Source organism: Metabacillus lacus (assembly GCF_009674805.1).
Lineage (GTDB): Bacteria > Bacillota > Bacilli > Bacillales > Bacillaceae > Metabacillus_C > Metabacillus_C lacus.
In genome coordinates this window covers 1-12,420 of sequence record NZ_WKKI01000021.1, presented here as the reverse complement: position 1 = coordinate 12,420, position 12,420 = coordinate 1, and the positions used below count along the sequence as shown (strand labels likewise).

Sequence of the window (12,420 nt, the reverse complement as noted above, 5' to 3'; positions counted from 1 at the left end):
AACCACTCTCATCTTACTTCAAAACCCACTTATATCAAGGGTTTGAGGGCGTTATTACATCATGCCGCCCATTCCACCCATGCCGCCCATGTCAGGCATTCCTCCGCCAGCATTTTCTTCCGGCTTGTCAGCTACAACTGCTTCAGTTGTCAGGAACATAGCCGCTACAGATGCAGCGTTTTGAAGTGCAGAGCGAGTTACTTTTGTAGGGTCAACGATACCTGATTCGATCATGTTTACCCATTCGCCAGTTGCAGCGTTGAAGCCGATTCCGACTTGCTCGTGTTTCAGGCGCTCAACGATAACAGATCCTTCAAGGCCTGCATTGTGTGCGATTTGGCGAACTGGCTCTTCCAATGCACGAAGCACGATGTTGATACCAGTTCTAGTGTCTCCAGTTTCCTGAAGTTCAGCTACTTTGTTGTATACGTTCACAAGTGCAGTACCCCCACCAGCTACGATACCTTCTTCAACAGCAGCACGAGTTGAGTTCAAAGCGTCTTCGATGCGAAGTTTGCGCTCTTTCAGCTCAGTTTCAGTAGCAGCTCCAACTTTAATTACTGCAACACCGCCGCCTAGCTTAGCAAGACGCTCTTGAAGTTTTTCTTTATCAAACTCTGAAGTAGTTTCTTCTACTTGAGCACGAATTTGGTTTACACGGCCTGCAATCTTGTCAGACTCTCCAGCACCTTCTACGATTGTTGTGTTTTCTTTTGTTACAACAATTTTTGAAGCGCGGCCCAGCTGCTCAATACTTGCAGATTTAAGGTCAAGACCTAAGTCCTCAGTGATTACTTCTGCACCAGTAAGAACTGCGATATCTTCAAGCATTGCTTTTCTGCGGTCACCAAAGCCAGGTGCTTTAACAGCAACAGCATTGAAGGTTCCGCGCAGTTTGTTCACAACAAGTGTAGCCAGTGCTTCGCCTTCAACGTCTTCAGCGATAATCAATAGCGGCTTGCCTTGCTGAACAACTTGCTCTAATACAGGAAGAATTTCCTGAATGCTTGCAATCTTTTTATCAGTGATCAAAACGTAAGGGTTGTCAAGGACAGCTTCCATTTTGTCAGAGTCTGTTACCATGTAAGGAGATGCATATCCGCGGTCGAATTGCATACCTTCCACAACTTCAAGCTCAGTTGTGAAACCTTTGGACTCTTCAATTGTGATAACGCCGTCGTTTCCAACGCGCTCCATTGCTTCAGCAATCAATTGTCCTACTTCATCATCAGCAGATGAAATGGCAGCAACTTGAGCGATAGAAGCTTTGCCTTCAATTGGCTTGGAGATTGATTGAAGCTCTTCAATCGCTGTTTTAGTAGCTTTTTCAATCCCTTTACGGATCACCATAGGATTTGCGCCTGCAGTTACGTTTTTAAGACCTTCGCGGATCATCGCTTGAGCCAAAACAGTTGCAGTTGTTGTACCGTCACCGGCAACATCATTTGTTTTGCTTGCTACTTCAGCAACAAGCTTAGCACCCATGTTTTCAAAAGCGTCTTCTAATTCGATTTCTTTTGCAATTGTTACACCGTCATTTGTGATAAGCGGAGAACCGAATTTCTTTTCAAGAACCACGTTGCGTCCTTTTGGTCCAAGTGTTACTTTTACAGCATCAGCCAGAGCGTCAACTCCGCGAAGCATGGAACGGCGAGCTTCTTCGCTAAATTTAATATCTTTTGCCATGTTAAGAAACCTCCTCAAATTTTAAAAATCGTTATGTTATGTGGGGCTGTTTATTAACCAATAACAGCTAAAATGTCGCTTTCACGTAAGATTAAGTATTCAGTACCTTCATATTTCACTTCAGTACCAGCATATTTTGAGAAGATGATGCTGTCGCCTTCAGAAACTTCAAGAGAAACACGCTCTCCGTTTTCCAGTACGCGGCCAGTGCCCACAGCTACGATTTTGCCTTCCTGCGGCTTTTCCTTTGCAGTATCAGGCAGAACAATACCGCTTGCAGTTTTTTCTTCTGATTGAACAAGTTCAATAACTACACGATCACCTAATGGCTTTAACACTTGAAACAACCTCCTCAAATTTTTCAGTTTTACCTAAGTATTCTTTCTTATTAGCACTCGAACACAACGAGTGCTAACACAATTTATATATTATATAATCTTGTTTCCAATTTCAAGTATTAAACTTGAAATTTTTTTCCCACCATTCACTTTAATTGATTATGTCATAATAAGCAAAACTTAAACCTTATAGTTCAAGGATTTATGTGTATTGTGGGGAGCAGCGTGTAGCCTTGAAGATACTAAAGGATCTGTTGCTGCAAAAGGACGAAGAGAACATAGGGCAGACTCCGAGGGTTAGAGTTGCATACCTTTTTTACCTGCTGACTGGAGCACTGGATGGGCAGTGGAAGCGTTCCTCATGTCCTGCAGTGAGGCGTGCCTCCTGCGGTCAGAACCACTTCTTCCGCCTATCTTGGCAGTCTCTGGGAGAGTTATCAGGTTCCTGGAGTACTAATTGTGCCGCTGGATCCGTTCAAGCGGCACACGGTGAGGCACGCCTCCTGCGACTCTCCTCTTTACTCTGGAGCGTTGCCGTGGGACGAGGAACCGGTCGCCTTATCCCAGGAGCGTTGGCGGGTGGGACGAGGAACCCGTCCCCTTGTCCCACCCGTCCCCTTGTCCCACCCTATCTCCACCGGATTATGATACAATAATGCTCAACGGGTTTCTTGGGAAACATATGATAGGGAACCGGATGGGACGAGAGAAACGTCCCCTTGTCCCATGGAGAGGAGAATGAGTTACTTGCGTAAAGAGTATTGGCTGATTATTTTAACATATATCGTGATGCAGTTTTCTTCCTTTGTAGGAGTCCCGCTGCTGCTTCGGCTTGGCGTTGGTGAAGGTGCAGCAAGGGAGCTTGCTCCGATCGTTGCCTTCGGGTACTGGGGTATCTTCAGCTTTGGGGCAGCCCTTTTGATCACGCTTCTGCTGTTGAGGAGTGACAGGCAGTATCGTTCCCACCTGGGCGGAGAGCCTGCAAGCACGGCGGCCTCCATATGGTGGGCAATTGCCGGGGTCTTTCTGGCATTGTTTGTGCAGGTGATCGCTGCCAACATTGAAATTAACGTATTCGGCATAGAGCCGGGCTCTGAAAATACACAGCAGATTGTCAGATTCATTCAGGCGGCACCACTCCTGATTATTGTTACCTCGGTCATCGGCCCGATTTTGGAGGAAATCATTTTCCGGAAAATCATCTTCGGTGTGCTGTACGAAAAGACAAACTTCTTTATTGCCGGATTGATCAGCTCTGTCATTTTTGCGCTTGTCCATCAGGAGCCTGAGCATATCCTTTTATATAGTGCAATGGGCTTTACCTTTGCCTATTTATATGTAAAAACAAAACGCATTCTTGTTCCGATTTTTGCCCATGTTGCAATGAACACGTTCGTGGTGCTTGTCCAGATTGTCTTCGCGGACCGCATTGATGAGTTGATGGAACAAGTTGAACAGATGCAATTTATCTTTGGAGGCTTTTCAGGATGAGAACAAATCCGAGAACCATCGCTTTATTTTACTTTGCAATGGGCATTTTGTTTACGTATCTGGCTGTAAGAACCGGCCAGAATGGCCTGTGGAGCCTGCCTACCATTCTGCTTTTATTGGTTGCAACCTTTGATTTTGGTGTAGCGATCAGAATGTTTGCTTTGTCCCGTAAAACAAAATCCACACAAAACAAATAACCTCTCCGGCAGGAGAGGTTATTTTTGTGCATTTGCTTGCTCCATTTTGTATTTCATCGCTTTTCTGTAAGAGACTCTGGAGACAATGATGCTGATTTCATAAAGAAATAGAAGCGGCACAGTTACCATCAGGTGGGACAGCAGCTCTGGCGGCGTGATAAATGCTCCCACCACCAGCAGCACAAAGTACGCATATCTTCGTACTTTTGCAAGAAACATTGGGGTAACAATGCCGAGCCTTGTTAAAAACATGATTACAACAGGCAGCTGAAACAAAAAACCAAACGGCACTGTTAACTGAAGCAAAAACTGAAAATATTCATGAATTCCGATTACCTGGTTAATCTGAAGGTCATTAGAGACTCTTTCCATAAAATTCACAACAAACGGAAACAGGACAAAATATGAAAAAGAAATGCCTATCAGAAAAAGTGCAGCCGAAACAGGAATATAGCTCAGCGTTATTTTTCGTTCCTTTTCATAAAGTCCGGGGCTGATGAACGCCCATAACTGATACAGTATGACGGGAGATGTAAGAATAAAGGCAATAATAAAGGCAAATTGCATATACACCATTACCGGATCTGTCAGCCGGAAGGCATTCAAAGTAAGGCGGCGGGCTTCTTCTGTATGCTGTAAATAAATGATGATCGGCCGGGAAAGCAAAAATCCAATGATTACGGAAACAAAAAAGAAAACGACAACTAGAATTAGCCGTTTCCGCAATTCGGTAATATGCTCTAAGACCGACATTTCCTTTTCTAACATGAAGGATTCATCCTATCTTGTTTCTTTCTCTTTTTTCACTTCGTCATCATCATCCGCTAATCCTTTAGTAGCATGCTTGAATTCGCGTAATGTGTTTCCTGCGGCTCTTCCAAGCTCAGGCAGTTTTTTGGGTCCAAAAATCAAAAGTGCGACAAAAACAATCAGCAAGAGGCTTCCTACTCCAACGTTTGGCATGTTTGTCTTCACCTCCTCAAGGTCAGGTTCTTTCTATTTATGATTCACTTGGATAATGTTTCAGGAAATAAACCAGTGACTGCAGTTCCACAGCAAGATCAATATGATGAATTCTGATATGTTCCGGCACATTCAGCCTTGCCGGAGTAAAGTTCAAAATTCCCTTGATTCCTTTTTCAATCAGGCGGTCGGTGATGGATTGGGCTACTTGGGCCGGAACAGTCAGGATTGCAACAGCAATGTCTTCAGAAAGATGCTGCTCCAGATTGTCCAGATGAAACACCGGGACACCGCCAATTTCTGATCCGATTTTGTCCTCATCCACATCGAATGCCATTTGAATGATGGTATTATTGTTTTTCGAAAAATTATAATGCAAAAACGCTGTTCCCAGGTTTCCGACGCCAATCAATGCAACATTGGTCAGCTCGTCCTGATCGAGTGTTTTCCTAAAAAAGGATAACAAATAATTGACATTATAGCCATATCCTTTTTTGCCTAAAGCCCCAAAATAAGAGAAATCTCTTCTGATGGTAGCTGAATCTACTTTGACTGCATCGCTCAGCTCCGCCGAGGAAACACGCTGCTTTCCTGAGGAGTGCAGGTTTTTCAAAAACCTGTAGTATAACGGCAGTCTTTTTGCGGTTGCCTGCGGTATCTTTGATTGATCTACGTTCACAGTCTCCTCCTCATTCCTTCACAGGCTCTTCACGTTTATATTCGCCATTTTTGCCGCCTGTTTTTTCAACTAAATATGTAGGCCCGATGACAAGGCCTTTATCCAAAGCCTTGCACATATCATAAACAGTCAGGGCGCAGGCGGACGCCGAGGTTAGCGCTTCCATTTCCACACCTGTCTTTCCTTCTGTTTTCACCGTTGCCGCAATATCCAAATGGCAGATTGCACCTTCTAAATTCCATTCAAATTGTATGTCAATACCCGTAATGGGGATGGGATGGCACATTGGGATAATGGATGAAGTGTTTTTTGCTGCCATAATGCCAGCAACCTGGGCTACTGCCAAAACATCGCCCTTGGCTAATTTTTTATCCCTGATCGCGGAACAAACGTGCTCAGGCATTGTGACCCTTGATTTAGCAGCAGCAAAACGTTTTGTAGGCTGCTTATCGCCCACATCCACCATCTTTGCTCTTCCCTGTTCGTTGAAATGTGTAAATTCAGCCATAACAACTCTCCTTACTCTAAACTATACACTATTTTCATAAATCTGTCTGTTTAGTAAATGTGACAATTTTTTACTGGCTGCGATAATGCTTGTTGCTCTGAATAACCTGCTCAGGTATGCTATATTAAGCTTAACTGAGGTGAAATTAATGATCATATTACAAGTGCAGCAATTAACAAAATCCTTCGGTGCAGAAGTGATTTTATCAAATATAAAACTGGAAGTGCAACACAGAGACAGAATAGCCCTCGTCGGGAGAAACGGAGCAGGAAAGTCCACTCTTCTCAAAATTCTATCGGGACAGCTGTCCTATGAATCCGGGGAAATTATGAAGCCCAAAGATGTCACAATGGGCTACCTGGCACAGGATTCAGGCCTGGAATCGCACCTGTCCATTTTTGAAGAACTGGCGTCAGTTTTTCAGCATTTAAAGAAGATGGAAATGGATATGCGCAAGCTTGAAGAGGCCATGCAGTCAGCAGATCCATCCAGCAATTCTGATCAGTATCACAGACTGCTGTCAGAGTATGACAAGCTGCAGGTATCCTTCAGCGAGCAGGGCGGCTATCAGTATGAAGCCGACATCCGCTCCATCCTGCATGGCCTTGGCTTTTCCTCCTTTGATCCCAAAACGCCCGTTTCAAAACTAAGCGGAGGGCAGAGAACCAGGCTGGCGCTCGGAAAACTGCTTTTAACAAAGCCAAATTTGCTCATCTTGGATGAGCCGACAAACCATCTGGATATTGACACCCTTTCCTGGCTGGAGCAGTATTTACAGTCCTATCAGGGTGCCATTCTTATTGTATCGCATGACCGTTATTTTCTTGATAAGGTCGTCACGCAGGTTTATGAAATCTCAAGAAACCGCTCCGCTAAATTTCTTGGCAATTACAGCAAATATCTTGATATAAAAGCTGAGAATTATGAACGCGATCTGAAGATGTATGAAAAACAGCAGGATGAAGTAGCCAAGCTGAAGGACTTTATTCAGCGTAACCTGGCAAGGGCTTCTACTACAAAGCGGGCGCAAAGCCGCCGGAAAAAACTTGACCGGATGGAACTGATGGACAAGCCCCTTGGTGATGAAAAATCCGCATCCATCATGTTTGATATCGAGAAGCAGAGCGGCAATGACGTCCTGAAGGCCGACAGCATTTCTGTTTCTTATGACCAAAGCAAGCCTGTTGTGACCAACATCAACTTCAATATTTCCCGGGGAGACAGCATCGCTCTTGTAGGGCCGAACGGAATCGGCAAGTCTACTCTTTTAAAAACAATTACAAGCAGGCTAGAGCCTCTAACAGGAGACTTTAAAATCGGATCTAATGTGAAGATCGGCTATTACGATCAGCAGCAGGCAGATTTAACCTCCAATAAGCGAGTGCTGAACGAGCTGTGGGATGAATATCCGCTAGAGCCGGAAAAAGATATTCGTACCGTGCTTGGGAACTTTCTGTTTTCCGGGGATGATGTCCTGAAGCCCGTAGCTTCTTTAAGCGGCGGTGAAAAGGCCCGCCTCGCACTGGCAAAATTAATGATGGAAAAATCAAATTTCCTCATACTAGATGAACCGACAAACCATTTAGATCTGGACAGCAAAGAAATCCTTGAAAATGCCCTGATTGATTATCCCGGCACCATCCTGTTCGTGTCTCACGACAGGTATTTTATCAACAGAATTGCCACAAAGGTATATGAACTGACTTCAAAAGGAATCAACGAGTATTTGGGCGATTATGATTATTACACACAAAAGAAGCAGGAAGAACTGGAGCTTCAGCAAATAGAAAATGCCGAATCCTCACTTGCTGTGCCAAAGAAAAAGAATGAATCTGAGAATAAACTTTCTTATCAGCAGGAAAAAGAAATGAAAAAGCAGGAACGTCAGCGGCAGCGGCGGATCCAAGAAATAGAAAGTGAAATCTCAGAACTTGAGGAATTGATAGAGAGAAATGAAGAACTTCTGTGTGAACCGGAGATTTATCAAAATCATGAAAAAGTGTTAAAACTGAATCAGCAAAATAACGAAGCCTCAGCATCTCTTGAAGCATTAATGGAAGAATGGGAAGAGCTGCAGGCTTAATTCCTTTCTTTTAAGCAGCCCCAGCGGCTGCTTTTTCATTTTAACTTATCCACATCTCATTTCTATTCTATTCAAGTGCTCAACATAGTTACCCACAATATCCACAGAAAACACAGATTTTATCCACATTATCAACAGTTACGCACAAATAGACTCAGAAAAATCTGTTTTTACCTTGTGGATAAGTTTACTTGCAAAAAAAGAAGCCTCAAGCTTGAGGCTGTTACAGAGGAAGTTCCAATCCAGGATGTGCATTCATTTTTAAATTTCCGAGCATTCCCTTTTCATACATAACACTTCCGGCAGCTGCAATCATTGCTGCATTATCCGTACACAAAGACAAAGGCGGTATGATTAACTCAACATCATCTCGTCCGGAAAATCTAGTCTCCAGCGCAGTACGCAATCCTTTATTTGCAGCAACTCCTCCTGCAAGCAAAAGCTGCTTGACACCATATTCATCCACTGCTCTTTCTGTTTTTGTCACCAGCACATCCACGACGCTCACCTGAAAGCTTGCCGCCAAATCTTCCGGACGAATGCTGATCCCTTTTTGTGCAGCGTTGTGAACTGTATTAATGACGGCAGATTTTAACCCGCTGAAACTGAAATCATATGATCCTTCCCCAAGCCACGCTCTTGGAAGATTAATCACCGGCTCTCCTTCATGGGCAAGCCTGTCAATATGGGGACCGCCTGGATAAGGAAGCTTCAGTGTACGCGCAACCTTATCATAAGCCTCTCCTGCTGCATCATCGAGCGTTTCACCAATCACCTGAAATGAAGCATGCTCTTCCATGTAGACAAGCTCCGTATGCCCCCCGGAAACCACAAGAGACATTAATGGAAACTTCAGCTCCGTTAAAAGCCTGTTTGCATAAATATGGCCTGCGATGTGGTGAACACCGACAAGCGGAAGGCCGTGGCAGTATGCAATCGCTTTAGCCGCATTCACACCAACCAGCAGGGCGCCGACAAGTCCTGGACCCTCCGTTACTGCGACAGCAGTTAACTCTTTAAAAGACAAGCCTGCCTTCTCCATTGCCTCTTCTACAACAACAGTCAATTGTTCAACATGATGACGCGAAGCAATTTCCGGAACAACACCGCCAAAGCGTTTATGACTCTCTATTTGTGAAGCCACAACATTTGAGACAATTTCCCGTCCGTTTCTTACAATGGCAGCCGCGGTTTCATCACAGCTTGTTTCTATGCCTAATACATATTGATCTTCAATACTCATAATTTCACCCACATTACAATAGCATCTTCTAAATTATCCGTGTAGTACTGCTTTCGAATTCCGCCCGGCTGAAAGCCAAGCTTTCTATAAAGCCCCTGTGCCTGATGATTGGACACTCTCACTTCCAGGGAAAGTGTATCAGAGCCTGCGTTGCGCGCTGCATCCATTGCATTTCCAAGCAGATGCTCTCCAATGCCTTTTCCCCGGTAGGTTGGCAGGACAGCAATATTCGTAATTTGAGCATGCTCCATTACCACCCACAGACCGCAGTAGCCTATGACCTTTTCCCCGTCAATGGCAACAAAGTATGTGGCAAACAGGTTATTGGTCAGCTCATTATAAAAGGATTCCTTTTTCCAGGGCAGACTGAATGATAGATGTTCAATTTCGTATACGGCATCAATATCATGTAAAGTCATTTTCCTAATCGAAATCTGTCTTTCCATCATAACCTCATTTCTGAGATTCAAGCCATTTTGCTTCTGCTTCTGCAAGCCTGATGTAATTCGGCACAAATGAATGAGTGCCAACCGCCTCTTTTCTCATGCCAAGAAGGCCGAGCTTTGAAGGTCTAGGATTATGCTCTGATGCATCAGCAAACACCGCTTTTTCTCCCAATTCCTCTTTTATTGTCTCTTTATGCATCTCAACATCATTACCTATAAACAAGATCCGCTGTTCCTGCTGCTTGAGTTCCTGCAGAAAAGAAGACAGCAAAATATTCTGATCCTCACTGATTCGTTTCAGCTCCTGCTGCTCATATTGAAACAATCCTGTGTAAACTTGGCCTCTTCTTGCATCAAACAAGGGACAGATATATCCTTGGAAATAACTTCCGTTTGCCGCCAATGCTTTCAAGCTTGAGACACCCGCAATAGGAATATTCAGGGTCCATGCCATCGTTTTGGCAATTGTCACACCAATTCTGAGGCCGGTATAAGATCCGGGTCCCTCTGCCACTACAATGCGGTCAAGCTCGGAAGGCATTACGCCGCAGGACTCCATAAGTTCCTGAATCGCAGGCATTGTCCGAACGGAATGATTGCCTTTCACATTTGTAATGTACTCACCAATCACAGTTTCATTCTCTACAAGTGAAACTCCTAGTACATAATTGGATGTATCGATTGCCAATACCTTCATCCCAATAGCTCCTTGCCTAAATTAATGTATCTTGGACCAAATGCTTTGACTGTGAGCCTCCGCTCCGTTTCACCCACATGAAAAATTTGAACTTCAAGCCTGTTATCAGGCAAGTATTCATGTATCAAATGGGCCCATTCCACAACGGTAACTCCTTCACCTTCAAAATATTCATGAAAGCCCAGGTCCTCTGAATCCTCTTCCATTCGGTAAACATCCATATGATAAAGAGGCAGCCTTCCGCCATGGTATTCTTTTATAATGGTAAAAGTGGGACTGTTGACATTGCGCTCAATTCCCAGCCCTTTTGCCAGCGCCTTGGTAAAAGTGGTTTTTCCTGCTCCAAGATCTCCCTCGAGTGTCAAAACATCACCTTGCTCCAGTCTTTCTGCGAGCTTCATGGCAAATGCTGCTGTTTCCTCAGGATTTTCCGTTTTCAGATTCCACTCCATTGATACCACCTGCTTTTTGAAAATGATTGTATCCGCCTTTAGCCAAGAGGCGCACCTCGCTATGTAGATCCTCCAAGAAGACTTTCGCCTCTCCCTGATGAGCCTCGCCTATCCTGGTTATCAGAATGCCGGCTTTTTTACATTCCTTTTCGATAACAGCAAAAGTTTCAGGAGAAGCTGTTCCCACAAGCTCAAAATCCTCTCCGCCATATAATGCCCACGTTAAAGCTTGTCTGTTATCTGCTTCAAAAGCCTCTTTGCTAATGGGCAGCATTGTTTCATCTATCATAATCGTTACATTGCTTGCTTCTGCTATTTCATTCAGTTCACTGGCAAGACCGTCGCTGATATCATTTAAAGAAGCTCTGCCACTTGCTGAAATTATGGTTCCTGCTTCTACTTGCGGAACAGGCATTTTATGCCGCTGAAAAAGATACTGAGAAGTTGCTGAGAGATTATCGGGGTTTTCAGTCAGTAAATGCAATCCTGCAGCAGAGTCGCCTACATAGCCTGTCACAAAGACAATGTCTCCCTCTTTTGCATTGCTGCGCAGACAATTGTCCGGCCGCTGTGTTTCACCAGTAACTGTTACTGTTATCACCAGTTTTCCCTGAGTAGATACTGTATCTCCGCCGAGCAAATCCATTTGATACGTATCTCCGAGCTGTTTCATTCCCTGATAAATGGCAGTCAGCTCCCCGGGACTCCAGTGCGCCGGAATGGCGATGCTGACTGCATAGTACTTCGGGATGCCTCCCATCGCAGCAACATCACTGATATTGACGGCCAAAGCCTTATGTCCAATTTCTTCAGCACTGGAATAGCTTCTTTTAAAATGAATATCCTCTACCATCGTGTCCATACAAAGAATCTGCTGCTGCCCCTCCTGCACCTGATAAACAGCTGCATCATCTCCAATGCCGACCAGGACATCTGCTTGATGAAGAGACGAAGGAGTAATATCTTTAATAAATGAAAATTCATCGTGAAGCGCCATGTTCACACCTCTTTTCACAAACCTTGCAATTGTCTTACTACTAGAATAGCCTATCGAGTTAGTTTATCCAAGTTTAAGGAGAAATGAATCAGCCTTTTGTTTTTGAACATAAAAAAAACGAAACTCTCGTTTCGTTGTGAAGGACTATGTAATTAAAATGGCGGTCCCGACGGGAATCGAACCCGCGATCTCCTGCGTGACAGGCAGGCGTGATAACCGCTACACTACGGGACCTTTGGTTGCGGGGGCAGGATTTGAACCTACGACCTTCGGGTTATGAGCCCGACGAGCTACCAGACTGCTCCACCCCGCGATAATAATATAAGATATGCAGTTAAGAAAGAAAGTGTGTGCACTGCGTATGTATCTTTATAAAGCCTGGCAGCGTCCTACTCTCACAAGGGGAAGCCCCTAACTACCATCGGCGCTGAAGAGCTTAACTTCCGTGTTCGGTATGGGAACGGGTGTGACCTCTTCGCTATCGCCACCAGACTGTATAAAGTTTGAGAAAAACATGTTCCCTCAAAACTGGATAACGCGCAAGATATTATATGTTTTCGCTTGTTTATGCCTATATCATATATAGGTTAAGTCCTCGATCGATTAGTATTCGTCAGCTCCACATGTCACCACGCTTCCA

At 44.4% G+C, this 12,420-nt stretch carries 14 protein-coding genes, 2 tRNA genes and 1 rRNA gene; 3 read left to right on the top strand and 14 right to left on the bottom strand.

Annotated elements, in window-relative coordinates; all coding sequences use genetic code 11:
• Window positions 1-54: 54 nt before the first annotated feature.
• The gene (groL, locus tag GJU40_RS11635) at window positions 55-1,686 is read right to left on the bottom strand and encodes a chaperonin GroEL (RefSeq protein ID WP_154307928.1); all 1,632 of its coding nucleotides are present in this window, start codon (window positions 1,684-1,686) and stop codon (window positions 55-57) included.
• Window positions 1,687-1,739: 53 nt separating this feature from the next.
• Entirely contained in the window at window positions 1,740-2,024 is a 285-nt protein-coding gene (groES, locus tag GJU40_RS11630; RefSeq protein WP_343031534.1) for a co-chaperone GroES, read from the bottom strand.
• Between the two features lie 747 nt (window positions 2,025-2,771).
• Here groES and GJU40_RS11625 point away from each other — a divergent pair.
• Together GJU40_RS11625 and GJU40_RS11620 are read left to right on the top strand one after the other, a co-directional pair.
• On the top strand, window positions 2,772-3,515 hold the full coding sequence (locus tag GJU40_RS11625; RefSeq protein ID WP_154307969.1) for a CPBP family intramembrane glutamic endopeptidase: 744 nt from the start codon (window positions 2,772-2,774) through the stop codon (window positions 3,513-3,515).
• A complete protein-coding gene (locus GJU40_RS11620; protein ID WP_154307926.1) occupies window positions 3,512-3,712 on the top strand; it encodes a YdiK family protein in 201 nt (66 codons plus the stop codon). Before GJU40_RS11625 ends, GJU40_RS11620 begins: the two co-directional genes overlap by 4 nt.
• An 18-nt stretch (window positions 3,713-3,730) precedes the next feature.
• Here GJU40_RS11620 and tatC read toward each other — a convergent pair whose 3' ends face one another.
• Genes tatC through moaC form a run of 4 tightly spaced genes read right to left on the bottom strand, consistent with a single transcriptional unit; the run spans window position 3,731 to window position 5,862 of the window.
• Entirely contained in the window at window positions 3,731-4,480 is a 750-nt protein-coding gene (tatC, locus tag GJU40_RS11615) for a twin-arginine translocase subunit TatC (protein ID WP_154307925.1), read from the bottom strand.
• A gap of 12 nt (window positions 4,481-4,492) precedes the next feature.
• Complete coding sequence (locus GJU40_RS11610; RefSeq protein WP_154307924.1) at window positions 4,493-4,675, bottom strand: twin-arginine translocase TatA/TatE family subunit; 183 nt, start codon at window positions 4,673-4,675, stop codon at window positions 4,493-4,495.
• Window positions 4,676-4,712: 37 nt separating this feature from the next.
• On the bottom strand, window positions 4,713-5,354 hold the full coding sequence (locus GJU40_RS11605; RefSeq protein ID WP_343031533.1) for a redox-sensing transcriptional repressor Rex: 642 nt from the start codon (window positions 5,352-5,354) through the stop codon (window positions 4,713-4,715).
• Between the two features lie 10 nt (window positions 5,355-5,364).
• On the bottom strand, window positions 5,365-5,862 hold the full coding sequence (moaC, locus tag GJU40_RS11600; RefSeq protein WP_154307923.1) for a cyclic pyranopterin monophosphate synthase MoaC: 498 nt from the start codon (window positions 5,860-5,862) through the stop codon (window positions 5,365-5,367).
• A 148-nt stretch (window positions 5,863-6,010) separates the two neighbouring features.
• Here moaC and GJU40_RS11595 point away from each other — a divergent pair, with 148 nt between their 5' ends.
• Window positions 6,011-7,945 (top strand): ABC-F family ATP-binding cassette domain-containing protein, encoded by a 1,935-nt coding sequence (locus tag GJU40_RS11595; protein WP_154307922.1) that lies wholly within the window; start codon window positions 6,011-6,013, stop codon window positions 7,943-7,945.
• Window positions 7,946-8,168: 223 nt separating this feature from the next.
• Here GJU40_RS11595 and tsaD read toward each other — a convergent pair whose 3' ends face one another.
• The 8 genes from tsaD to rrf form a co-directional block, all read right to left on the bottom strand.
• Window positions 8,169-9,188, bottom strand: coding sequence for a tRNA (adenosine(37)-N6)-threonylcarbamoyltransferase complex transferase subunit TsaD (tsaD, locus tag GJU40_RS11590; protein ID WP_154307921.1), 1,020 nt, complete (start codon window positions 9,186-9,188; stop codon window positions 8,169-8,171).
• Window positions 9,185-9,634 (bottom strand): ribosomal protein S18-alanine N-acetyltransferase, encoded by a 450-nt coding sequence (gene rimI, locus GJU40_RS11585; RefSeq protein ID WP_154307967.1) that lies wholly within the window; start codon window positions 9,632-9,634, stop codon window positions 9,185-9,187. Before rimI ends, tsaD begins: the two co-directional genes overlap by 4 nt.
• Window positions 9,635-9,641: 7 nt before the next feature.
• The gene (gene tsaB, locus GJU40_RS11580) at window positions 9,642-10,331 is read right to left on the bottom strand and encodes a tRNA (adenosine(37)-N6)-threonylcarbamoyltransferase complex dimerization subunit type 1 TsaB (protein ID WP_154307920.1); all 690 of its coding nucleotides are present in this window, start codon (window positions 10,329-10,331) and stop codon (window positions 9,642-9,644) included.
• Window positions 10,328-10,783 carry a tRNA (adenosine(37)-N6)-threonylcarbamoyltransferase complex ATPase subunit type 1 TsaE gene (gene tsaE, locus GJU40_RS11575; RefSeq protein WP_154307919.1) on the bottom strand — a complete coding sequence of 152 codons (456 nt, stop codon included), beginning with the start codon at window positions 10,781-10,783 and terminating at the stop codon, window positions 10,328-10,330. The genes tsaB and tsaE overlap by 4 nt, the downstream gene beginning before the upstream one ends.
• Entirely contained in the window at window positions 10,752-11,780 is a 1,029-nt protein-coding gene (gene thiL, locus GJU40_RS11570) for a thiamine-phosphate kinase (RefSeq protein ID WP_154307918.1), read from the bottom strand. The genes tsaE and thiL overlap by 32 nt, the downstream gene beginning before the upstream one ends.
• 158 nt (window positions 11,781-11,938) lie before the next feature.
• Window positions 11,939-12,014: transfer RNA gene (locus tag GJU40_RS11565), tRNA-Asp, on the bottom strand.
• 2 nt (window positions 12,015-12,016) lie between these two features.
• Window positions 12,017-12,093, bottom strand: a tRNA-Met gene (locus GJU40_RS11560).
• Between the two features lie 63 nt (window positions 12,094-12,156).
• A 5S ribosomal RNA gene (rrf, locus tag GJU40_RS11555) occupies window positions 12,157-12,272 on the bottom strand.
• Between the last annotated feature and the right edge of the window lie 148 nt (window positions 12,273-12,420).

Coding starts and splice junctions, on each gene's coding strand:
- groL (WP_154307928.1), bottom strand. CDS start 1,686: ATGGCAAAAGATATTAAATTTAGCGAAGAAGCTCGCCGTTCCATGCTT.
- GJU40_RS11620 (WP_154307926.1), top strand. CDS start 3,512: ATGAGAACAAATCCGAGAACCATCGCTTTATTTTACTTTGCAATGGGC.
- tatC (WP_154307925.1), bottom strand. CDS start 4,480: ATGTTAGAAAAGGAAATGTCGGTCTTAGAGCATATTACCGAATTGCGG.
- GJU40_RS11610 (WP_154307924.1), bottom strand. CDS start 4,675: ATGCCAAACGTTGGAGTAGGAAGCCTCTTGCTGATTGTTTTTGTCGCA.
- moaC (WP_154307923.1), bottom strand. CDS start 5,862: ATGGCTGAATTTACACATTTCAACGAACAGGGAAGAGCAAAGATGGTG.
- GJU40_RS11595 (WP_154307922.1), top strand. CDS start 6,011: ATGATCATATTACAAGTGCAGCAATTAACAAAATCCTTCGGTGCAGAA.
- tsaD (WP_154307921.1), bottom strand. CDS start 9,188: ATGAGTATTGAAGATCAATATGTATTAGGCATAGAAACAAGCTGTGAT.
- rimI (WP_154307967.1), bottom strand. CDS start 9,634: ATGGAAAGACAGATTTCGATTAGGAAAATGACTTTACATGATATTGAT.
- tsaB (WP_154307920.1), bottom strand. CDS start 10,331: ATGAAGGTATTGGCAATCGATACATCCAATTATGTACTAGGAGTTTCA.
- tsaE (WP_154307919.1), bottom strand. CDS start 10,783: ATGGAGTGGAATCTGAAAACGGAAAATCCTGAGGAAACAGCAGCATTT.
- thiL (WP_154307918.1), bottom strand. CDS start 11,780: ATGGCGCTTCACGATGAATTTTCATTTATTAAAGATATTACTCCTTCG.